Annotated in this window: 19 protein-coding genes; 15 read left to right on the top strand and 4 right to left on the bottom strand. The window is 65.6% G+C overall.

The annotated features are described in order from the left end of the window. Positions 1-9 precede the first annotated feature (9 nt). The 9 genes from JWJ88_RS20280 to JWJ88_RS20320 all read left to right on the top strand — a co-directional run bounded on the left by JWJ88_RS20280 (position 10) and on the right by JWJ88_RS20320 (position 10,207). Positions 10-1,233 (top strand): saccharopine dehydrogenase family protein, encoded by a 1,224-nt coding sequence (locus JWJ88_RS20280; RefSeq protein WP_205296199.1) that lies wholly within the window; start codon positions 10-12, stop codon positions 1,231-1,233. Between the two features lie 88 nt (positions 1,234-1,321). After that, positions 1,322-2,668, top strand: coding sequence for an AI-2E family transporter (locus tag JWJ88_RS20285; RefSeq protein WP_205296200.1), 1,347 nt, complete (start codon positions 1,322-1,324; stop codon positions 2,666-2,668). 71 nt (positions 2,669-2,739) lie between these two features. Next, entirely contained in the window at positions 2,740-3,753 is a 1,014-nt protein-coding gene (locus JWJ88_RS20290) for a GlxA family transcriptional regulator (RefSeq protein WP_205296201.1), read from the top strand. 84 nt (positions 3,754-3,837) lie between these two features. After that, positions 3,838-4,290, top strand: coding sequence for a hypothetical protein (locus tag JWJ88_RS20295; RefSeq protein WP_205296202.1), 453 nt, complete (start codon positions 3,838-3,840; stop codon positions 4,288-4,290). 252 nt (positions 4,291-4,542) lie between these two features. Continuing rightward, complete coding sequence (locus tag JWJ88_RS20300) at positions 4,543-5,718, top strand: toxic anion resistance protein (RefSeq protein ID WP_205296203.1); 1,176 nt, start codon at positions 4,543-4,545, stop codon at positions 5,716-5,718. Continuing rightward, the gene (locus JWJ88_RS20305; protein ID WP_205296204.1) at positions 5,715-6,746 is read left to right on the top strand and encodes a DUF2927 domain-containing protein; all 1,032 of its coding nucleotides are present in this window, start codon (positions 5,715-5,717) and stop codon (positions 6,744-6,746) included. Before JWJ88_RS20300 ends, JWJ88_RS20305 begins: the two co-directional genes overlap by 4 nt. Before the next feature lie 80 nt (positions 6,747-6,826). After that, positions 6,827-7,948 (top strand): SPFH domain-containing protein, encoded by a 1,122-nt coding sequence (locus JWJ88_RS20310; RefSeq protein WP_205296205.1) that lies wholly within the window; start codon positions 6,827-6,829, stop codon positions 7,946-7,948. A 9-nt stretch (positions 7,949-7,957) separates the two neighbouring features. After that, positions 7,958-9,265, top strand: a complete 1,308-nt coding sequence (locus JWJ88_RS20315; protein WP_205296206.1) for a zinc ribbon domain-containing protein — start codon at positions 7,958-7,960, stop codon at positions 9,263-9,265. 21 nt (positions 9,266-9,286) lie between these two features. After that, positions 9,287-10,207, top strand: a complete 921-nt coding sequence (locus JWJ88_RS20320; RefSeq protein WP_205296207.1) for a carbohydrate kinase family protein — start codon at positions 9,287-9,289, stop codon at positions 10,205-10,207. A gap of 64 nt (positions 10,208-10,271) precedes the next feature. Here the strand turns inward: JWJ88_RS20320 and JWJ88_RS20325 are convergent, their stop codons facing one another. The 4 genes from JWJ88_RS20325 to JWJ88_RS20340 all read right to left on the bottom strand — a co-directional run bounded on the left by JWJ88_RS20325 (position 10,272) and on the right by JWJ88_RS20340 (position 16,657). Beyond that, on the bottom strand, positions 10,272-11,633 hold the full coding sequence (locus JWJ88_RS20325; RefSeq protein ID WP_205296208.1) for an efflux transporter outer membrane subunit: 1,362 nt from the start codon (positions 11,631-11,633) through the stop codon (positions 10,272-10,274). 97 nt (positions 11,634-11,730) lie between these two features. Continuing rightward, positions 11,731-14,856 (bottom strand): efflux RND transporter permease subunit, encoded by a 3,126-nt coding sequence (locus JWJ88_RS20330; protein ID WP_205296209.1) that lies wholly within the window; start codon positions 14,854-14,856, stop codon positions 11,731-11,733. A 4-nt stretch (positions 14,857-14,860) separates the two neighbouring features. Then, entirely contained in the window at positions 14,861-16,051 is a 1,191-nt protein-coding gene (locus JWJ88_RS20335) for an efflux RND transporter periplasmic adaptor subunit (protein WP_205296210.1), read from the bottom strand. A 39-nt stretch (positions 16,052-16,090) separates the two neighbouring features. Continuing rightward, on the bottom strand, positions 16,091-16,657 hold the full coding sequence (locus tag JWJ88_RS20340; RefSeq protein ID WP_205296211.1) for a TetR/AcrR family transcriptional regulator: 567 nt from the start codon (positions 16,655-16,657) through the stop codon (positions 16,091-16,093). 231 nt (positions 16,658-16,888) lie between these two features. On the opposite strand from JWJ88_RS20340, the gene JWJ88_RS20345 reads away from it, so the two are divergent. From JWJ88_RS20345 to JWJ88_RS20370, 6 genes are all read left to right on the top strand, one after another. After that, a complete protein-coding gene (locus JWJ88_RS20345) occupies positions 16,889-18,097 on the top strand; it encodes an efflux RND transporter periplasmic adaptor subunit (protein ID WP_205296212.1) in 1,209 nt (402 codons plus the stop codon). A gap of 1 nt (position 18,098) precedes the next feature. After that, entirely contained in the window at positions 18,099-20,042 is a 1,944-nt protein-coding gene (locus JWJ88_RS20350) for a MacB family efflux pump subunit (protein ID WP_205296213.1), read from the top strand. Positions 20,043-20,169: 127 nt separating this feature from the next. Continuing rightward, positions 20,170-20,346 (top strand): hypothetical protein, encoded by a 177-nt coding sequence (locus JWJ88_RS20355; RefSeq protein ID WP_205296214.1) that lies wholly within the window; start codon positions 20,170-20,172, stop codon positions 20,344-20,346. 117 nt (positions 20,347-20,463) lie between these two features. Further along, a complete protein-coding gene (locus tag JWJ88_RS20360) occupies positions 20,464-21,096 on the top strand; it encodes a lysophospholipid acyltransferase family protein (protein ID WP_205296215.1) in 633 nt (210 codons plus the stop codon). Positions 21,097-21,099: 3 nt separating this feature from the next. Then, positions 21,100-22,038: a phosphatidate cytidylyltransferase gene (locus JWJ88_RS20365; protein ID WP_205296216.1), complete on the top strand. Its 939-nt coding sequence runs from the start codon at positions 21,100-21,102 to the stop codon at positions 22,036-22,038. Next, positions 22,035-22,682: a CDP-alcohol phosphatidyltransferase family protein gene (locus JWJ88_RS20370; RefSeq protein WP_205296217.1), complete on the top strand. Its 648-nt coding sequence runs from the start codon at positions 22,035-22,037 to the stop codon at positions 22,680-22,682. The genes JWJ88_RS20365 and JWJ88_RS20370 overlap by 4 nt, the downstream gene beginning before the upstream one ends. Positions 22,683-22,741: the final 59 nt, after the last annotated feature.

The raw sequence follows: 22,741 nt of genomic DNA on the forward strand, positions 1-22,741 counted from the left end.
GAGACTGAATTGGCCAAGAACGTGCTCATCATCGGCGCTGGTGGCGTCGCCCAGGTGGTCGCGCATAAGGTGGCGCAGAATGCCAAGGAATTCGGAACGCTGCATATCGCCAGCCGTACCCCCTCCAAGGCCGAGAAGATCATCGCGAGCATTCGTGACAAGGGCCATTCGGTCGAATTTACCGCGCATCCGCTGGACGCGATGGACAGCAAGGCCGTGGCCGAACTGATCCGCCGGATCGACGCGGGCATCGTCATCAATGTCGGCTCTGCCTTCGTCAACATGACCGTGCTGCAAGGCTGTATCGAGACCGGCGCGGCCTATATCGACACCGCGATCCACGAAGACCCAACCAAGATCTGCGAAACCCCGCCGTGGTATGACAACTACGAATGGAAACGCCGCGAGGATTGCGCGAATGCCGGCGTCACCGCCATTCTTGGCGCGGGTTTCGATCCCGGCGTGGTCAACGCCTATGCCCGGCTGGCCGAGGACGAATATTTCGACAAAATCGACTCGATCGACATCGTGGACATCAACGCCGGCAGCCATGGCCGCTGGTTCGCCACGAACTTCGACCCCGAGATCAATTTCCGCGAATTCACCGGCACGGTCTATAGCTGGCAGGGCGGCGAATGGCGCCAGAACAAGATGTTCGAGGTCGGCCGCGAATGGGATCTGCCGGTCGTCGGCAAACGCACCGCCTATCTGTCGGGCCATGACGAGGTGCACAGCCTCTCGGCCCGCTACAAGGACGCCGACGTACGTTTCTGGATGGGTTTCGGCGAACATTACATCAACGTCTTCACCGTGCTGAAGAACCTCGGGCTGCTCTCGGAGCAGCCGGTCAAGACCGCCGAGGGGCTCGAAGTCGTGCCGCTGAAGGTGGTCAAGGCGGTTCTGCCCGATCCCGCCAGCCTTGCGCCCGATTACGAGGGCAAGACCTGCATCGGCGATCTGGTCAAGGGCACGCTGGACGGCAAGCCCGGCGAGGTGTTCATCTACAACGTCGCCGACCATAAGGACGCCTTCAACGAGGTCGGCAGCCAGGGCATCAGCTTTACCGCAGGCGTGCCGCCGGTTGCGGCGGCGATTCTGATCGCGCGCGGCACTTGGGACGTGAAAAAGATGGTCAATGTCGAGGACCTGCCCGCCCGTCCCTTCCTTGAGTTGCTGGGCGATCTGGGCCTGCCCACCCGCGTCATCGACGCCTCGGGCGACCATCCGCTGTAATCGCCCCCTCCGATCCTGAAACAGCCCGCGGCGGGAACCCGGCCGCGGGCTTCGCGTTCCCTTCCGCGCCGCAGGAGAGGGGAAACGCATGCCGCCGGAACAGGATCGCAGCAATCACATGTTTCCCTTTTCCGCACCATCCGCCGACAAGCGGATGGGCCGCGTCGCCAACTGGGCGGTGATCGGTATCTTTCTGATCCTGCTGTTCAGCTTTTTCGCACAGGCGCGCAGCTTCCTGATGCCGGTGACGCTGGCGATCCTGCTGTTTTTCGTCTTTATCCCCTTTCGCCGGCTGATGGAGCGGCTGGGGGTGGGTGCGGCCGTCACCGCCTCGATCGTCACGGTGGGGCTCGTGGTGGCGGTGGTGCTGATCGGCTTTGTCATCTCCGGCCCCGCCAATCGGCTGATCGAGAATGCGCCCCAGATCACCGAACGCTTTGAACAGCGGTTCACGGAAATTCGCAGCAACTTTCGCGGCTTGGAACGCGCCGCCGAAAAGATCGACGAAATCGCCAGCGGCAGCGGCGGGGGCAGCACCGAGCCCGAACCGGCCACCCCGCCCGGCGAGACGGCCCCGGACGCGACGCTGACCGGCACGCTCAGTTCCATCCCCGCGCCGGGCACACCACAGCCGCCCGACCAGCAGATCCAGGTCGAGGTGAACACGACGCCCCCTTCCTCCACGCTGGCCAGTGTGCTGGACCTTGGCCCGGCCTTTGTCGGCCAGATCATCTTCACGTTGTTTTTGCTGTTCTTCCTGATCTCATCGGGCGACCTGCTCTATCTCAAGATCGTGCAGAGCTTCGATTCCATGCGGGAAAAGCGTGCCGCCTATCTGGCCCTGCGCGAGATCGAGGACAGCCTGGGCGCCTATCTGGGCGCCATCACGCTGATCAACGCCTGCCTTGGGGTCGCCCTTGGCCTTGCGATGTGGGCTTGGGGCATGCCCAGCCCGGTCTTGTTCGGACTGGCGGCGTTTTTGCTGAACTTCATCCCCTATCTGGGCTCGCTGACTGGCATCATCATCGCGACACTGGTCGGCATCTTCGTCTTTGACGACCTGTTCACCCCCCTGATGGTGGGCCTGACCTATCTTGGCCTGTCTGCGGTCGAAGGGCAGTTGATCACCCCCTATCTCGTCTCGCGCCGCCTGCAACTCAACACGGTGGTGGTCTTTCTGACGGTCGCGCTTTGGGCTTGGCTGTGGTCCGTAATCGGCATGATCGTGGCGGTGCCGTTGCTGGTGGTAATTCGGGTGCTGGCCGAACACATCCCCGGATTGCAGAAATTCGGCAATTTCCTGGCCGGCGAGGATCCGCCCGCGCTAGAGGACGAGGACGAAGAGGAGGCGCGTGAACTGGTCGAGGCCGGCGACGACGCCGAGGATGCGGCACAGGCGGCGACCGCCACCATGGTTCTGTCCACCAAGGATTGATTTACGCAGCCACTGGATAAACCCGGAAATCATGGCATGATCGCGACGCCGACCATGGACGGATCGCGACAATGCCAGAATACGACCCTACGCCGGAGCCCAATCAGCCGCGACTGCGGATCGGCTTTCTGCTGACCCCGCGCTTTACGCTGTCGGCCTTTGCCACATTCGTCGACGTGCTGCGGCTGGCGGCCGACGACGGCGATGGCTCGCGCCCCATCCGCTGCCGCTGGCGTGTGCTTTCGTCGGACATGGCGCCGGTGCAATCCTCTTGCGGCATGAGGATCGAACCCGAGGAGCGGCTGGGCGACCCCGCCCGCTTCGACTACATCATCACCGTGGGCGGGCTGATCGACGGCGGCCCCGGCCTGTCACCGGAACAGGCCGCCTTCCTGCGCCGCGCCGCCACGGCCCGGGTGGCGCTTGGCGGGCTGTGCACCGGGGTCTTCGCCATGGCACGCATCGGGCTGATGGACGGCTATCGTTGCTGCGTAAGCTGGTTCCATCATCAGGATTTTCTTGCGGAATTCGAAAAGATGCGCCCGGTTTCGGACCAGATCTTCGTGGTGGACCGCGACCGGCTGTCCTGCTCGGGTGGGGTCAGCGGCGCGCATCTGGCGGCTTTTCTGGTCGACCGCCACCTTGGCCGCTCCGCCGCGCGCAAGGCCCTGTCGATCCTGATGATAGACGAGCCGATGGCCGGCGACCGGCCCCAACCCGGCCTGCCGCTGGAATTGAATGCCCGCGATGCGCTGGTCCGCCGCGCCCTGCTGGCCATGCAGCAAAACCTGCATGCGCCGCTGCCCATCGCCCGCATCGCCAAGGATCTGGGCGTCGGGCGGCGCAAGCTGGAACGGCATTTCAACGCCGATCTGGGCATCCCGCCCGCCGATGCCTCGATCCGCATCCGGCTGGCGCAAGCGCGCATGCTGTTGGCGCGCACCGACCGCACCGTCACCCGCATCGCCGAAGAAACCGGCTTTTGCGACGCCTCGCATCTGATCCGCGTCTTTCGCGAGACCGAGGGCATGACGCCCGATCTCTGGCGCCAGACCGGCGTGATTCCCGCCGCTGACGCGCCCTAGCGCGGCCGTTGCAGGGGGGATTTCGGCAACGCGTTGGCCTCTTCGGGATAATGTCCGCGCCATTTCGGATGAGAAGAGGGTTACATGCCGAACAAAGCCACAGTCAGGGGCGTGCTGATGGACGCCACGCTTGCCCCGATCGCCGGGGGCAAGATCATCGCGACGCTTCAGGGCGCGGATATTTTCGACGGCGGCCTGCGGGTGGTGACGCAAAAGGTCGGGGCGACGACCGACGCGCAGGGCGCCTGGTCGCTGGAGCTGATCGTGAACGGCGAGGGCGAGAGCGCCGGCACCACCTGGACCATCGAGGGCTACAACCAATATGTCGCCAAGGTGTTCGAGGCGAAGTCGCTGTTTCTGGTCTCGGCGCTGGACACCACGCTGGGGGACCTGGAGCGGACCAGCGCGCAAAACCTGCGGTCGGCGCGCGAGGGCGGCGCGGCGCGGCTGATCGTCGCCGCGGGTTACGACCGCTATCTCGCCCTGCCGGAGGGCCAAAGACGCGCGAATGATCTGGTGGTGGTCAAGGCCCGCTGACGGTTCATAACCAGCATAAACCCGGCGGTCCCGCTCAGCGGTGCCGCCTTGCCTTTTCATAGCGGCATCGCCCGGCATGCCGGAAATTTCAACCATGCCAGCGCCCGGACCCGCCAGCGATGGCCGTTCCCGGCAGGATGGCAACACCCGCGAAAACAAAGGGAACCTTCGCCTCGTCCTCTCGTTGAACTCATCGGGAATCGGTCTATTCTTCGGCCGGGCCCTTGTTCCATCACGAAAGGACGAAGCCGGATGACCACCCAGACGCAAGCCAGCGCCCAAGCCGCCTTGGACGAGCTTCAGACCGTGACCGCGGTCGTCCTGCCCGAACCCCCCGCCACCACGCCCAGCCTGACCGAGGCAGAGCCCGCCGTGGCCGCCGAAATCCGCCGGCGCATGGACGAGGTCGATATCCGCGACTCGGGCTCGATCGTGCATTTCGGCGCCCGCGCCCAGAACGAATTGCAGGAAATCAGCCAGGCGATGCTGGCGGACGTCAAGAACAAGGACGTGGGCCCCGCAGGCGAATCTCTGCGTGAGATCGTCACCACGATCCGCGGCTTTTCCGTCAGCGAACTGGATGTGCGGCGCGAACGCAGCTGGTGGGAAAAGCTGCTGGGCCGCACCGCGCCCTTTGCCAAGTTCGTGGCGAATTACGAACAGGTGCAGTCGCAGATCGACAACATCACCGCCGATCTGGACCAGCATCAGCATCGCCTGCTCAAGGACATCAAGTCGCTCGACCTGCTTTATGACCGCACGCTGAATTTCTACGATGAGCTTGCGCTCTATATCGCCGCGGGCGAAGAAAAGCTGGCGCAGATCGACCGTGAGGAAGTCCCGGCCAAGGAAGCCGCCGTCGAGGCCGCCACCGAAAACAACAAGGTGATGGCGGCGCAGGAGTTGCGCGATCTGCGCTCGGCCCGCGACGATCTGGAGCGGCGCGTGCATGACCTGAAGCTGACCCGGCAGGTGACGATGCAATCGCTGCCGTCGATCCGGCTGGTGCAGGAAAACGACAAGTCTTTGGTTACCAAGATAAATTCAACGCTGGTCAATACCGTGCCGCTGTGGGAAACGCAGCTTGCGCAGGCCGTCACCATCCAGCGTAGCGCCGAGGCCGCCCGCGCGGTCAAAGAGGCGAACGACCTGACCAACGACCTGCTGACCGCCAATGCCAAGAACCTGCGCCAGGCGAATGCCCAGATCCGCACCCAACTGGAACGCGGCGTTTTCGACATCGAGGCCGTGCGCACCGCGAATGCCGAACTGATCTCGACCATCGAGGACAGCCTGCGCATCGCCGACGAAGGCCGCACCCGCCGCGCCGCCGCCGAAGAGGATCTCACGGCGATGGAGGCGGAACTGCGCAAGACCCTTGCCTCGGCCAGCGCCCAACCCACAACCCCTGCACCAAAGACACCGTGACCCTGCCAGCCCGTTCCTGTCTGCCCCTGCCCGCAGCATTTGCGCTGCTGGCATTGCTTGCCGCCTGTTCCCCCGAACCGCCGGCCGAGACGCCTCCGCCTGCGATCGACGCGCAAGCGCCGCCAGACCGTCCCGATCCGCCGCCGGTGGATCAGGCCGCTTTGCGTCGGGAGCGCGCCGAAAGCGCCCGTGCCGCCACTGCCCGGGCCGAAGCTGCTGCGGCCTCGCCCGCCAGCCGCAACATGCGCGACTATCTCGCCGGCGTGGAAGAGGCGCTGATCGCCCGCGGCAGGCTGCGCACCGATGCGGGGACCGAGATCGCACTGACCGCCGAAAAGCTGACCGATGATTTCGTCGAAGTCGCGCTGCATGACGAATATGTGCGCGAAGGCGGCAAGCTGGTCTCGCGCGCTACGCCTGCGCCGTTGCGGCGTTGGCAGCAACCGGTGCTGGTGCGGCTGGAGTTCGGCGATTCCGTATCCCCCGATCATCGCGCCCGCGACCGGGCCGAAATCGCGGGTTTCGCCGACCGGCTGACCCGCGTCAGCGGCCACCCGGTCACGCTGACCGGCGCCGCAGGCAACTTCAACGTGCTGATCCTGAACGAGGATGAGCGCCGGGCGATTGCGCCGCGCCTGTCGGCCCTGATGCCCGGCATCCCGCCCGACGACATCGCGGCGCTCCGTGATCTTGCGCCCCAGAACTATTGCGCGGTCTTCGCCTATTCCAACGGCAACTCGCCGGTTTATTCGCAGGCCGTGGCACTGATCCGGGCGGAACTACCGCCGCGCCTGCGCCGCTCGTGCCTGCACGAGGAAATGGCGCAGGGCATGGGGCTGGCCAATGACAGCCCGCGGGTCCGGCCCTCGGTCTTCAACGATGACGAGGAATTCGCCTATCTGACCCGGCATGACGAATTGCTGCTGCAGATCCTTTACGACCCCCGTTTGCGGCCCGGCATGACCGAGGCCGAGGCGCGGCCCATCGTGCTGCAGATCGCCCGCGAGCTTCTGGCAACCGAGGTATAGGGCCGCGCTCGGGGCTTGACGCCGGGCGTGTGCGGGTCACTATCGCAGGCAGGCGTCCCGCAGAGCAAAAGGCAGCCCTCATGAGCATTTTCGACATCCTCGGCGGCGAGTTCATCGAGATCATCGAATGGACCGACGACAGCCGCGACACCATGGTCTGGCGTTATCCGACGGTGGGCAAGGCGATCAAATACGGCGCCAAGCTGACCGTGCGCGAGGGACAGGCGGCGGTCTTTATCCACGAAGGCCAGCTTGCCGATGTCTTTTCGCCCGGCCTTTACATGCTGGAAACCAACAACCTGCCGATCCTGACCCGGCTTCAGCATTGGGACCACGGCTTTCGCAGCCCGTTCAAGTCCGAGGTCTATTTCGTCAACACGACCCGCTTCAACGACCTGAAATGGGGGACCAAGAATCCGGTGATTGCGCGCGATCCGGAATTCGGCGCAGTCCGCATCCGCGCCTTCGGCACCTATTCCATGCGCGTGACCGACCCCGCCCGCTTCATGACCGAGATCGTGGGCACCGACGGCGAATTCACCCGCGACGAGATCAGCTTTCAACTGCGCAACATCATCGTGCAGGAATTCTCGCGCATGATCGCCGCCTCGGGCATCCCGGTGCTGGACATGGCGGCGAACACCGCCGATCTGGGCCAGATGGTCGCCAAGGCGATCAGCCCGACGGTTGCGGCCTATGGCCTGACGATTCCCGAATTCTATATCGAAAACATCAGTATGCCCGACGAGGTCGAAAAGATGCTCGACAAGCGCACCTCGATGGGCATCGTCGGCGATCTGGACCGTTTCGGCCAATATGCCGCGTCCGAGGCAATGCTGAACGCCTCGAACCAGCCCGGCGGCATGGGGGCCGGCATCGGTGCCGGTCTTGGCGCGGGGCTTGGCGCCGCCATGGCGCAACGCGGCCCCTGGGGCGCCGTTCCCCAGCAGGCCGCGCCGCAAAGCCCGCCGCCGCTGCACCCCGAAACCGTCTGGCACATCGCCATGGGCGGTCAGGCCGACGGCCCCTATGGCCGCGCCCATCTGGGCCGACTTGCGCGCGAAGGGACCTTCACGCGCGAAACGCTGGTTTGGGCCCCAGGTCAGGACGGCTGGAAAGCCGCCGAGGATGTGGCCGAACTGGCCCAGCTTTTCACCGTGGCACCCCCGCCCCCGCCGCCGCCGATCCCCAAGCCAGAGTAAGCGGGCTTTATGCCGACACCACCTTCGGAATACCGCTATCCTTGCGAGAATTGTGGCGCGAGCCTGGAATTTTCGCCCGGTGAGCAGCGCTTGGTCTGCCCCTATTGCGGGCACGAACAGCATATCGGCCCCGGTCATGCCCGTGCACCTGCCCGCCAGCCGCAAGAAGGGTCTTGGGGCGAAAGCGCCATCCTGCTGGACCCGGCGACCGGGCGGGCACTGCAATGGGACGGCGGGCACAAGTCGCCGCAGCTTCGGGAACTGCCGCTGGAACAGGGCCTGTCGCTGGACCGCAACAGCGACCTGACCGAGGCTGTCCGCACCCTCTCTTGCCCGAACTGCGGCGCCAAGGTCGAGATCACCAGCGACCGGCACGCCTCGGCCTGCCCGTTCTGCGCCACGGCGGTCGTCACCGACACCGGCACGACAAGGCAGATCAAGCCGCAAGGCGTGCTGCCCTTTGTGATCACTGAAACACAGGCCAAAACAGCGCTTGAGGACTGGCTGGGCGGGCTGTGGTTCGCACCCTCGGGCCTGACCGCCTATGCCCGCCGCGGCAAGAAAATGAGCGGGGTTTATTCACCGTTCTGGACCTTCGATGCCGACACCGCCTCGGCCTATACCGGCGCGCGCGGCGACTGGTACTACGAAACCGTTTACGTGACCGAGGTCGTCGATGGCCGCCAGCAGCGCGTCGCAAAACAGGTGCGCCGCACGCGCTGGACCCCGGTTCAGGGGCGGGTTGCGCGGAATTTCGATGATGTGCTGGTGCTGGCCTCCAGTTCGCTGCCGCGCCGCATCACCGACGCACTGACGCCGTGGGATCTGTCGCATCTGATGCCCTATCAGCCCGAGTATCTGGCCGGCTTTTTGGCCGAGGGCTATACGATCCCGCTGTCCTCGGGACATGACATCGCCCGGCAGGAAATGGCAGGCGTCATCGCCATGGACGTGCGCCGCGCCATCGGTGGCAACGAACAGCGGATCAGCGGCATCCAGACCCATTACAGCGACGAGACCTTCAAGCATATCCTGCTGCCGGTCTGGACCGCCGCCTATCGCTATGGCGGCAAAAGCTATCGTTTCGTCGTCAACGGCCAATCCGGCCGCGTGCAAGGCGAACGGCCCTGGTCGGGATGGAAGATCGCCTTTGCCGTGGCTTTGGCGCTGGCCGTGCTTCTTGCCCTGCTATGGCTGAACGAGCGGGGCGATTTCATCCGCATCGGCGATGCCGCACTGTCACCCGATATTTCCATCAGCGGCAGTTACCGCTATCACGATGCAGGAGGCGGCGGCGGTCACGCCGTCCGGGGCTGACGATGGAAAAGGGGGCTGACCATGATCCTTTGTGCCGGGGAATCACTGATCGACATGGTGCCCGAGGGCGCTACATACCGCCCCTTGCCGGGGGGCGCGGTCTATAACACGGCCATCGCGCTTGGCCGTATGGGTGCCGGGACAGGCTATCTGTGGCCGATCTCACGCGATGCCTTTGGCGAAATGCTGCTGCGCCCGCTGGCCGAGGCGGGGGTGGATACCGGGCTTTGCCCACGCAGCGACCGGCTGACCACGCTGGCCTTCGTGACCCTGACCGGGGGCGAGGCGCGCTATTCCTTTTATGACGAAGGTTCTGCCGGCAGGATGCTGGCGGCAGCCGACCTGCCCGAGATCCCCGACGAGGTCTCGGCACTGTTCATCGGCGGCATCAGTCTGGTGCCCGATCCCTGCGGCGCTGCCATCGAGGCGCTGGTCGAACGCGTCCGCCACCGCATCCCGGTGATGCTGGACCCGAATATCCGTCCCTTCTTCATCGCCGACGCGGCTGCCTATCGGCAACGGCTCGACCGGCTTTTCGGCATGGTCGATCTGGTTAAGCTATCGGGCGACGATCTGGAATGGCTGATGCCCGGCAGCAGTTTTGACGAAGCTGCCGCCACCATTCTTGCCCAAGGGCCGCGGGTGATCTTTCAGACCGGCGGTTCGGCCGGTGCGCGGGCGCATTGGTCGGGCCAACCGCTGGACGCGCCGGCGATGCGGGTCGAGGTCGCCGACACGATCGGCGCCGGTGATACGTTCAACGCCGGCGTTCTGGCCGCGCTCGACCGCGCCGGCGCGTTGTCGCGCGCGGGGCTGGACCGCCTGACGCCCGAGGTGCTGGCACAGGCACTGGTGCTTGGCACCCGGGCGGCGGCCATCACCGTTTCGCGCCCCGGCGCCAATCCGCCTTGGGCGCATGAGCTTGCGGCCTTGCCTGCCTGAGAGGGCCGGAAACCGCAGCCCTTTGGCGTGGCTCCCCCTTCGTGGGAAGCCACCGTTGCTGTGCTCAGTTCGCGGGCAGGCCGACGCCGCCGGCCGATGCGGCGCTCAGGGCGACAAAGTTCAGCGCCTGCTGGCGCACGGCCGAGGCAAGATCTTGCCGGGCGGAAAGCAGCGTGCGCTCGGCATCCAGCACCGGGAAGAAATCGGCCTCGCCCAGATCATAGGAGCTGCGGGTCAGTTCGACCGTTTCGCTTGCATTCTCGACCAGCCGCGATTGTGCGCTGACGGCACGGGCATCGCGGTTATAGCCGGCCAGCGCGTTCTCGACCTCCTCGACCGCATTCAGGACCGAGGCCTGCCAGGCCAGCCGCGCCTGTTCCGCCCTTGCCTGCGCGGCGGACAATTGCGCCTGGTTCGCCCCGCCCGTGAACAGTGGCAGCGAAATCTGCGGACCAAACCCCCAGGTCTTGCCGTTCGTGGGCGTGATCGAGCCCGACAGCGTCAACCGCGGATAAAAGGCGGCCTGCGCCTCGCCGACGTCGGCGGCAGCGGCGGCAAGGTTGCGCTCGGCCATGCGGACATCGGGACGGACGCGGACCACATCGGCGGGCACGCCGACGCTGGCGCTGAAGCGGGCGCGCGGCTGGCCGCCACCCTGACGCAATTGCGCCCCGATATCGGTGCTGCGCCCGGCGGTCAGCGTGGCCAGACGGTTCACCGACTGGTCGAAGCCGACCTCAAGGCTGGGCAGCGCGGCTTCGGCCTGCGCCACCAATTGCTCGGACTGCAGCACCTCCAGCCGCGACACGCTGCCGAATTCGTCCTGGGTGCGGGTCATCTCCAGCGTGCGCTTGCGGCTTGCCAGACTTTGCCGGGTCAGCGCCAGGGCTTCCTGATAATAGCGCGCATCGACATAGGCCGAGGCGATGGCGCTGGCGACGGTCAGCCGCGCGACCTCTGCCGACAGATAGCTCGCGTCCAGCCGGGCCGAGGCCCCCTCGCGCGCCGCACGGTTCTGGCCGAACAGATCGACCAGCCAGGACACGCCCAGCGTGGCCGAGTCGCTTTCGACGATGCCGGCGGCAGTCCGGTTGCGCCCGGCCGAGGCTTCCACATTCGCCTGCGGCAGATCGCTGGCGCCGACGACGCGGGCATTGGCCTGCGCCTCGCGGATGGTGGCAACGGCGGTCTGCACGTCCAGATTGCGCTTGAGCCCGGCTTCGATCAGCGCATCCAGCCGCTTGTCGCGAAACGCTGCCCACCAGGTATTTGCGCCGGCGCGGCGGGCAGGTGAGTTGGCGGCGAATGCTGCGGCCACCTCGGCGCGGGGGGCGGTATAGCTGACCGGGTTGCAGGCGGCCAGCGCAAGGGTGGAAACAAGCCCGCCCAGAAGGCCGCGGCGGGAAAGGGACAAGGTCTGGTTCATCCAAAACTCTCTGTTGGGCGCAACCCGTTCAGGGCCGCGGAAAGAACGTGCGGCAGGGGCGGCAAAGATCCGCCCCCGCCATTTGACTGGCCGATACTCAAGCCGCCTCGTCACCACGCGCCGGGACGGCGGTGCTGTCGCCGGTCACACGACTGAAAAAACCAAGCACAAAGACAAAGAACACCGGCACAAAGAACACCGCCAGCACCGTCGCGGCAACCATGCCGCCGATCACCCCGGTGCCGATGGCGTTCTGGCTGGCCGCCGAGGGACCCGTGGCGATGGCCAGCGGCACCACGCCCAGCGTAAATGCCAGCGAGGTCATCAGGATCGGACGAAAGCGCAGCTTCGCCGCCGTCACCGCCGCGTCGATCAGGCTTTGGCCCTGCTCGCGCAGGTCCTTGGCGAATTCGACGATCAGGATGGCGTTCTTGGCCGAAAGCCCGATGATCGCGATCAGCCCGACCTTGAAGTAGATGTCGTTGGGCATGTCGCGCAACATGACCGCCACGACGCAGCCCAGCACCCCCAAAGGCACCACCAGCATCACCGACAGTGGGATCGACCAGCTTTCGTAAAGCCCCGACAGCAGCAAAAAGACGAACAGGATGCTCATGGCGTAAAGCAGCGTCGCCTGACTGCCGGCCTGGATTTCCTCCAGCGACTGCCCGGTCCATTCATAGCCGAAGCCCTGCGGCAGTTCCGAGGCCAGCCGCTCCATCTCGGCCATGGCCGCACCCGAGCTGTAGCCCGGTGCCGCCGCACCTGCGATGCGGATCGACGGATAGCCGTTATACCCCACGACCTGCGACGGTCCCTGTTCCCAGGTCACGCTGGCGAATGAGGAAAAGGGCACCATGCCGCCGTTCGAGTTGCGCACGGTCAGCGCCAGAATATCCTCGGCCTGCATGCGCGAGTTGTCCTCGGCCTGCATGACCACGCGCTGCATCTTCCCGGCATTCGGGAAGTCGTTGATATAGGCCGAGCCGAGGTATTGCGAGATCGTGGCCGAGATATCGGCGAAGGTCACGCCAAAGGCATTGGCCTTTTCGCGGTCGATGGTGACGAAGACCTGCGCGGCCGAGGGCAGGCCCTCGATACGCAGCCCGGTGGCGATGCCGCTTTCCTGCGCCTGACCGATGATCTGCTGGGCGGCTGCCAGCAGCGCCTCTTGCCCCTGCCCGCCGCGGTCCTGCAAGCGGAAGCTGAAGCCGCCGGTCGCGCCAAAGCCCGGAATCGGCGGCGGCGACAGCGCGAAGGCCTGCGCATCCTGATAACCGAACATCTCCATATTCGCGGCGTTGGCGATGTCCTGCGCGGATTGCTCGCGCTCGGCCCAGTCCTTGAAGGTGATAAACATCAGGCCCGCATTCGGCCCCTGCCCCGAAAAGCTGAAGCCCCGGATCGCGACGGTATTCTGCACCGCCTCGCTGCGCTGGAACATCTGCGTCGCGGTGGCCAGCACCTCATCCGTGCGGTTCGAGCTTGCCGTCGCGGGGGTCTGGATATCCGCGATGATAAAACCCTGATCCTCGTTCGGCAAAAAGCTGGTCGGCAGGCGGACAAAGCCCAAGGCCGTCGCCCCGACAAGGACCAGATAGAACGCCATCATCACCAGCCGACGCCGCGTGACCAGTCTGACCGCACCTGTATAGCGTTCGGTCAGCCGGTCGAAATTGCGGTTGAACCAGCCGAAAAAGCCCTTTCTTTCGTGATGCCCGCTGATCGGTTTCAGGAAGGTGGCGCATAGTGCCGGCGTCAGCGTCAGCGCCAGGAAGGCCGAGAACAGGATCGACACCACCATGGTCAGCGCGAACTGGCGATAGATGATGCCGGACGAGCCGGGAAAGAACGCCATCGGCACGAAAACCGCCGACAGAACCAACGTGATGCCGACGATCGCGCCCGAGATTTGGCCCATGGCCTTTTCGGTCGCCTCGCGTGGCGGCAGCCCCTCGGTCGCCATGATTCGCTCGACGTTTTCGATGACCACGATGGCATCGTCGACCAGAATGCCGATGGCCAGAACCATGGCGAACATCGTCAACACGTTGATCGAGAACCCGGCCACCAGCATCACCGCCAATGTTCCCATCAGCGCGATGGGCACGACGATGGTCGGGATGATCGTATAGCGAAAGTTCTGCAGGAACAGGAACATCACCACAAAGACCAGCGCCATGGCCTCGACCAGCGTGTGCAGCACCTTTTCGATGGATGCCTCGACAAAGGGGGTGGTGTCATAGGGGATGGCATAGCTGACGCCGTCGGGGAAGAAAACCGCCAGCTCTTCCATCTTTTCATGCACCAGGGCCGAGGTGTTCAGCGCGTTACCGGTGGCCGACAACTGGATGCCCAGCGCGGCCGCAGGCTTGCCGTCGATGCGCGAGGCGAAGCTATAGGTTTCGGCCCCGATCTCCAGCCGGGCCACGTCGCGCAAAAGCACGGCCGAGCCGTCGGGATTGGCGCGCAGCACGATGTTGCCGAATTCCTCGGCATCGTCCAGTTGCCCCTTGATCAGCACGGTCGCTGTCAGTTGCTGGCCGATGGGGTTCGGATCGGCCCCCACCTTGCCCGCCGCGACCTGCGCGTTCTGCGCCCGCACCGCCGCCACGATCTCGGCCGAGGTAAGATTCAGCCCGGTCATCTTGGCGGGATCGACCCAGATACGCAGCGCGCGTTCGGGGGCAAAGACCTGCGCCCGGCCCACGCCCTCGATGCGGCGGATCTCGCCCACCACGTTGCGGTTGAGATAATCGCCCAGCGCGATGTCATCCATCGTGCCGTCATCCGAAGTCAGCGCGACCATCATCAGGAACCCGGTGCCGGCTTCCTCGATCAGCACACCCTGATCCACCACGCTTTGCGGCAAAAGCGGCTCGACCCGCGCCACGGCGTTCTGCACATCGACCTGCGCACGGGCGATATCGGTGCCCGGCTCGAACGTCGCGGTGATCGACATGGCGCCGGAACTGTCCGAAACCGATTCGTAATAGACCAACCCCTCGACGCCGTTCAGCTCATCCTCGATGGGCTGGGCGACCGCCTGGTTGATCTCGCCCGGCGCGGCGCCGGTATAAGCGGTCGAGATGGTGATCTGCGGCCAAGCCACCTGCGGATATTGCGCAATAGGCATGTTGGGCAGCGCGAGAAGCCCGGCGATGACGATAAAGATCGAGATCACCCAGGCCAGCACCGGCCGGTGAATAAAGAACCGTGCCATTATCCTACTCCTGCGCGGGCGTTGGCGCGGGCGCCTCGGCCGCCGCGGCGGCACCGGCCGGCACGGTCGTCGCCTCGGCGGCCGGCTGCGGCACCACCTTGGCATCGGGGTAAAGCTTTTGCGCGCCCGCGACCACGACCCGGTCGCCCGGTTCCAGCCCGCTTTCCACCAGCCAGCGGTTGTCGCTGGTCTGGCCCAGGGTGACGTCGCGGCGCTCGACCGTCTCGTCATCCTTCAGCGCATAGACATAGGCTTGGCCCGACTGGTCGCGCTGCACCGCCATCTGCGGCACGGTCAGCGCATTGTCGCGCACCGCCTGCTCGATCCGCACCCGGACATAAAGGCCGGGCAGCAGGTCGCCCTGAGGGTTGGGAAATTCGGCGCGCAGGGTGATCTGCCCGGTCGAGCTGTCCACGCTGGCTTCCGAAAACAGCAATTTGCCGGGATCGGCATATTCGGTGCCGTCGTCAAAGACCAGCCGCACCGCCGCAGCATCGTCCGCCATCGTGGCCAGCTGGCCTGCCGCCAGCGCCCGGCGCAACGCGAAAAGCTCGGACGAGGACTGGGTGAAGTCCACATAGACCGGGTCGAGTTGCTGGATCGTCGCCATGATGTCGGTCTGGGCGTTGACCAGCGCGCCCTCGGTCACCAGCGCGCGACCGACCACGCCCGCGATGGGTGCGGTGACTTCGGTATAGGAACGGTTAAGCTGCGCTTCCTGCAACGAGGCCCGCGCGATGGCCACATCCGCCTCGGCCTGCGCCAGAGCGGTTGCGGCATTGTCCAGATCGACCCCCGCCGTCACCTTGCGCTCGCGCAGGGCACGGGCACGCTTTTCCTGATCGGCGGCGTTCAGCGCAGTGGCCTCGGCCCGCGCCAGCGCGCCCTGTGCACTGGCGACGCGCACGTCATAGGGGGCGGGGTCGATGCGATAAAGCACATCGCCCGCCTCGACCTTGCCGCCCTGTTCAAAGACGCGCTCGATGACGATGCCGCCCACGCGCGGGCGCACCTCGGCCGTGCGGGTCGCAGCGACGCGGCCCGGCAATTCGTTCACCACCGGCAACGCCTCGGGCTGCATCACCTGCACGCTGACCTGCGGTGGCGGCAACTGCTGTGCCGCGACCGGAGCGGCTGCCATCAGACAGCAAAGCACAAACCCGGCGCAGACGCCGGGGGAAAATATTCTCTTCATGGATCGGTCTTTCCTGTGAAGTCTAATAGTTTTGGGGGATCAGTCTCCGGCAGCGCCGGGGTCGCTTTCCGCGACCACCGTCAACTCATCAAGAATGTCATTGCGGGTTTCCTGATCGAAACGGTGAAAACCGAAATACTCCAGAAACGCCATGCCGTGCAGCGTCAACAGCGCCATCAGCATCCGCCGCTGGTCGTCGGCCTCGGTCTTGACCGCTGCACAATCGGCGGCCAGCATCTCGCGCATGATCTCGCGGCACTCGGCATGTTCGCCCATGCTGGCGCTGACCAGCAGCGCCATGTCCAGCTCTTCATCGGTGGGAACCCGGCGGAATTCTTCGATCAGCGCGCGCAAGCGGGCATTTGGGCTACCTTCATGGCGGGCCTGGATTTCGGCAAAGCGCGCCTGATGCTGGGCCAGTTTGTGGCGAATGAACGCCGCAAGCAAACCGGCCTTGCTTTCGCAGTCATAGACCACGCTGGACTTGCTGATTCCGGCCTCTTTGGCGACGGCGTCGATGCTCAGCCCGGCAATGCCCGACCGCCGCGCCACCCGCTCGATGGCCAGCATCAACTCGTCCCGGTCGATCGTGCGTTTGCGTCCCATAGCCGGCCAAATAATTTCAGTACGACCGTTCGTTTATAATTCCTTCCGGTGGCTGTCAACCACCCTGAAAACGCCAGAACACAGTCCCGTGGAACACGAAAACCTTAGTCGCACAGGGTCGGGAACCGCGCTAAAAGCGTTGCGAATCGGGCGGTTTCCGGGGCGGGACCGCTTCTGTCCCGATGCCATTTCCATCCGGCGGCCCCCAGGCCGACCCTTACGGAGCACCCGATGCGTAAGCCCGTCATCCTTGTCCTGAGCGCCGCGGCGCTGGTTGCCCTGCTGGCCGGGCTGACCGGGATCACTCAGGGTAAAACCGCGACGCCCACCTATCTGAGCGCCGAGGTCACGCGCGGGAATGTCGAGACTTCGGTGATGGCCGAGGGGCGGCTGAAGCCGCAGAACCTTGTCGCGGTCGGCGCACAGGTCTCGGGGCGGATCACCGAACTGGCGGTCAAGCTGGGCGACCGGGTGGAACAGGGCGACCTGATCGCCCAGATCGACTCGGTCCAGCAGACGAACGAATTGCGCACCGCGAAAGCCGCGCTGGCCAATCTGCGCGCGCAGATGGCAGAACGGCAGGCCGTGCTGGCGCTGGCCGAAAAGACGCTTGAGCGTCAGGAAAATCTCAGCCGCTCGGCCGCCACCTCGCGCAGCGTCATGGATGGCGCTCAGCAGGACGTGGATGTCGCCCGCGCCCAGATCACCGCACTCGACGCGCAGATCGCTCAGGCCGAGGTGGCGATCGAAATCGCGCAGACCAATCTGGACTATACCCGCGTCACCGCGCCCATAGCGGGAACCGTGCTGGCCATCGTCAGTCAGGCCGGACAGACGGTGAATGCGGTGCAGTCGTCGCCGACCATCGTGGTGCTGGGCCAGCTTGACCGCATGGACGTCCATGCCGAAATCTCCGAGGCCGATATCGGCAAGGTGCAGGCGGGCCAGAACGTGCGCTTCAGCCTGCTCGACGACAGCGGCCGGACCTATGAAGGCGTGCTGGCCTCGATCGCGCCCGCCCCGCAAAGCATCGTCAACGACAGCGCCATTCAGGGCGGCGCCACCACTGATACCAGCAGCGGCGCGATCTATTACATCGGCATCATCCCGGTTGCGAACCCCGACGGGCATCTGCGCAGCTATATGACCGCGCAGGTCAGCATCATCCTTGGCGCGGCGCAGGACGTCCTGACGATTCCGTCAAGCGCGCTTGGCCGGCCCAACCGGGACGGCAGCCATCAGGTCCGCGTCGTGGCCGGCGACGGCAGCATCCAGACGCGCGACATCATGATCGGGTTGAACGACAAGGTGACGGCCGAGGTGGTCGATGGCCTGACCGAGGGAGAGCGCGTCGTGACCGGCGACCAAGGCGGCACCGGCACGCCGGCCGAGGCGGGCGGCGCACGCGGCCGGCCCCGCATGATGGGACCGCTGGGTTAAGATGGGGGACCCGCTGATCCGGTTGCGCGGCATCACCCGCGCCTATCCCTCGGGCGAGGGCAGGCTGCAGGTCTTGCAGGACATCGACCTGGACATCGAGCAAGGCGAATTCGTCGCCATCATGGGCGCCTCGGGGTCGGGAAAATCGACGCTGATGAATATCCTGGGCTGCCTCGACCGCCCCTCGACCGGCAGCTACCTGCTGGACGGGCGCGAGGTGGCGCAACGCGATCCGGGCGAGTTGGCGGCGCTGCGCCGCGAATTCTTCGGTTTCATCTTCCAGCGCTATCACCTGCTGGCCGAGATGACGGCGCTGGGGAATGTCGAGGTGCCGGCGATCTATCGCGGCCTGCCGTCCGAGACGCGCCGGGCACGGGCCCGCGACCTGCTGGACCGGCTGGGATTGGGCGACCGGCTGGGACACCGGCCGGGCCAGCTTTCGGGGGGCCAGCAGCAGCGCGTGTCGATTGCCCGCGCGCTGGTCAACGACGCACGGGTCATTCTGGCGGATGAACCCACTGGCGCGCTGGACAGCCGCAGCGGCGACGAGGTGCTGGGCATCCTGGAGCAGTTGAATGCCGAGGGCCGCACCGTCGTCATCGTCACCCATGATCCCAAGGTCGCCGCACGCGCCCGCCGCATCGTGGAAATCGCGGATGGCCGCATCATCTCGGACCGCCTCGCGGGGGCAGCGGACGCCGCGCCGGCGCTTGCGGCCTCAGCCCCTGCCCGCGCCACCGCGCCGGTGCTGGGCCGACTGGCCGAGGCGCTGCGCATGGCGGTGCTGGCGATGCGCGCCCACAAGCTGCGCAGCTTTCTGACCATGCTCGGCATCATCATCGGCATCGCCTCGGTCGTCTCGGTCGTGGCCTTGGGCGAAGGATCGCGCCAGCGCGTGCTGCAAAACATCTCGGGGCTGGGCACGAACACGCTGCAAGTTTATCCGGGTCGCGATTTCGGCGACATGCGCTCGGGGCGGGTGACGACGCTGGTCACCGCCGACGGCGCCGCACTGGCCCGCCAGCCCTATGTCGCCTCGGTCAGCCCCACGGTCAGTTCCAGCCAGACCCTGCGCTATGGCGCCACCGAGGCCAGCGCCCAGATCAGCGGCGTGGGCGAGCAATATTTCGACGTGGCCGGCATCACCCTTAGCCAGGGCCGCAGCTTCGATATGGGCGACGTGACGGCGATGAGCCAGAACGTGGTGATCGACGAAAACACCAGCAAAAGCCTGTTTGGCGAGGATGGCGCGCCGCTGGGCCGCATCTTCATGGCCGGCAAGGTGCCCCTGCGGGTGATCGGCGTCGCTCAGGCGCAAAACCGCGGCCCCGGCGGCAGCAACAGCCTGACCATCTATGCACCCTATACGACGGTTCAGGCACGCTATCTGGGCTCGACCAGCGTCAGCGGGCTGACGCTGCGGGTGGCCGACGACGTGGAGATGGCATTGGCCGAGCAGATGGTCACCGACATGCTGACCCTGCGCCATGGCAGCAAGGATTTCTTCATCGTCAACAATGACGAGATCCGCCAGACCATCACCAGCACCACCCAGACCCTGACGCTGCTGATCGCGGCCATCGCGGTGATCTCGCTTCTGGTGGGGGGGATCGGGGTGATGAACATCATGCTGGTCTCGGTCACCGAACGCATCGGCGAGATCGGCTTGCGCATGGCCGTGGGGGCGCGGCGCGGCGACATCCGCGCCCAATTCCTGATCGAGGCGGTGCTGGTCTGCATCATCGGAGGCGTCGCGGGGATTCTGGCCGCGCTTGGCTTCGGCGTCGTCTTCGAACGGTTCAGCAGCAACTTCACCCTGGTCTATTCGCCGATTTCCATGGTGGCGGCGCTGGCAAGCGCCTGCGGAATCGGGCTGATCTTCGGCTATCTTCCCGCCGTCAACGCCGCCAAGCTTGATCCCGTCACCGCGCTGGCCAAGGGCTGAGCGATTGGGCCGCACGCACTGTTGCATCAGGCGCACAGTTGCAAAACCTGTACCAAAGTCGAACTTCCCAAGCGCGGGGGCATGCGCCCAGACTGCTGGTATGGAAAGAGTAAGTTGGACAGGCAGAATGAAAGACACAGTAACCCTCACCGGTCGCAAGGGGGCGCTTGTTTCAGGCGAATACGAGATCGTCGGCGACACCCTCCGCGTCTCATACGCGGGCCACGAACGGTGCGTGCGCATCGACGGCGGCTCGGTCGATCACCTGGCACAGGCATTGCTGCGCGATCTCTGGCTGGACTGACGCGCGCGCAAGCCATCCCCTGCGCCCCGCATGACGGAAAAATCCTGCGCCGCGGCCTTCCGTCCGCCTGCAGATTCATGCCAGAACCCGCAGGAACAGGCTGACCAGGGGCCCCCGATGACGGCAAGCATTCCGGTAAGGCTAACCCGCACGGGACTGGTTGCGACGGCGCGCGTCCTGATCAGCCTGCGCGCCATCGACCTGCCTCCGCCGGCAGCCGCCCCGCGCATTCTGGTCGCGAACCATGTCAGCCACGCCGATTTCGTCGCGCTCTGGTCGGCGCTGCCCAAGCCGCATCGCCTGCGCACCCGTCCCGTGGCGGGCGCGGATTACTGGGAACGCTCGGCCCTGCGACGCTGGATCGCGCATCAGGTATTCCGCGCCGTGCTGATCGACCGCGACCCGGCAAGTCGCCGCTCCGACCCGATCGAGACCGTGGCCGAGGTACTTCGCGGCGGCGAGGACGTGATCTTTTTCCCCGAAGGCACGCGCAATCTGACCGATGCCCGGCTCTTGCCGCTGAAATCCGGCATCTATCACCTGTCCCGCGCCGTCCCCGAGGCCGAGATCGTGCCGGCATGGATTCTGAACCTCGACCGCATCCTGCCCAAGGGGGCCTTCCTGCCGGTGCCGCTGAATTGCGCCGTCCGCTTTGGTGCGCCGCTGCGCCCCGGGCCGCAAGAAAGCCGCGACGACTTTCTGCAACGGCTGACGCAGGCAATGCTGACGCTCTCGGATACGAAGGCTTAGGGCATGGACCGTTTTTATTCCCCCTCGGCCTTTGTGTTCTACGGGCTTTTCGGCTTCCTGATCCTGGCCTCGCTGGTGGCGCAGTGGCTGATCCGCTCGGGGCGTGTCGGCGATGGCACGGCGCGCAACCTTGCCGACCGCATCCGCGCATGGTGGGTGATGATCGGGGTGCTGGCGCTGATATTCACGTTGGGCGCAGGGGCGATCACGCTGTTCTTCGCACTTTGCTCGATGGCCGCCTTGCGCGAATTCGCCACCATCACGCACACGCGCCGCGACGATCACGACGGTCTGGCCATTGCTTTCTATGTCATCCTGCCGCTGCAATATCTGCTGGTCTATCTGGACGTGCCGATCTTTGCCGCCCTGCTGATCCCGGTCTACAGCTTCCTGCTTTTGCCGGTCGTGACCGTGTTCAAGGGCGAGGTGCAGGGCTTTCTGACCCGCGTGTCGGAAACGCAATGGGGGCTGATGGTCTGCGTCTATTGCGTCTCGCATATCCCGGCGATCCTGACGCTGGATATTCCCGGCTATCGCTATAGCGCCTTCACGCTGGTCGCATGGCTGATCCTGGTGGTGCAGGCATCCGACGTGCTGCAATACGTCTGGGGCAAAAGCATCGGCCGACACCTGCTTGCGCCGCGCGTCTCGCCCTCGAAAACGGTCGAGGGGCTTTTGGGCGGCATGCTCAGCGCCACGGTGCTGGGCATGGCGCTGACGCCGATCACGCCCTTCCTGTGGTGGCAGGCCGGGCTGATGGCGCTGGTCGTTACCGCCTTCGGCTTTCTTGGCGGGCTCATCATGTCGGCAATCAAGCGCGACCGCGGGGTCAAGGACTGGGGCACGCTGGTTCAGGGGCATGGGGGTATCCTCGACCGGCTGGACAGCCTTGTCTTTTCGGCACCGGTCTTTCTGCACATTCTTGCATGGGGTTGGACATGACGCAGGATTTCAGCCGCCGGCCCATCGCCAGCCGCAACACCAAATGGGCCGCCTATGTGACGCGCATGCTGGTGCAGCGCGGCATCGCGCCGAACCGCATCTCGGTGGGCTCGGTCATCGCCGCCGCGCTGTCGGGTGGGGCCTTCGCGCTTTCGGTGCAGGTCGGACCGGTTTGGGCCTCGGCGCTGCTTTTGCTGCTGGGCGCGGCGTTTTGCCAGTTGCGCCTGCTTTGCAACCTGTTCGACGGCCTTGTCGCGGTCGAGGGCGGCATGGGCGCACCCGACGGCGCCTTCTGGAACGAGGCGCCGGACCGGCTGTCGGACCTGATGATCCTTGCGGGTTTCGGCGTGGCGGCCGGCCTGCCCGCGCTGGGTCTGCTGGCCGGGGCGCTGGCGATCATGACCGCCTATCTGCGCGAATTCGGCCGTGCGGCAGGGTTGGGCTCTGATTTCTCGGGACCGGGGGCCAAGTCGCATCGCATGGCCGCCGTAACCGCCGGCGCGGTGGCGCAGGTCGCGGTATGGCTTTACGGCGCGGACTGGCCGGTGCTGGTCTGGGTGCTGTGGCTGGTGCTGGCGCTGACGACGGCCACCGTCCTGCGCCGCAGCCAGCGTATCCTGCGCGGACTGTCCGCGCCGCGCTAAATCGGGGGTATCCCCCGGCGCAAAGCGTGATAAGGGGTAACCTCGCCAATTCCATCGTG

Origin of the sequence: Paracoccus methylovorus (assembly GCF_016919705.1) — a bacterium.
In the GTDB taxonomy this organism is placed as follows: Bacteria; Pseudomonadota; Alphaproteobacteria; order Rhodobacterales; family Rhodobacteraceae; genus Paracoccus; species Paracoccus methylovorus.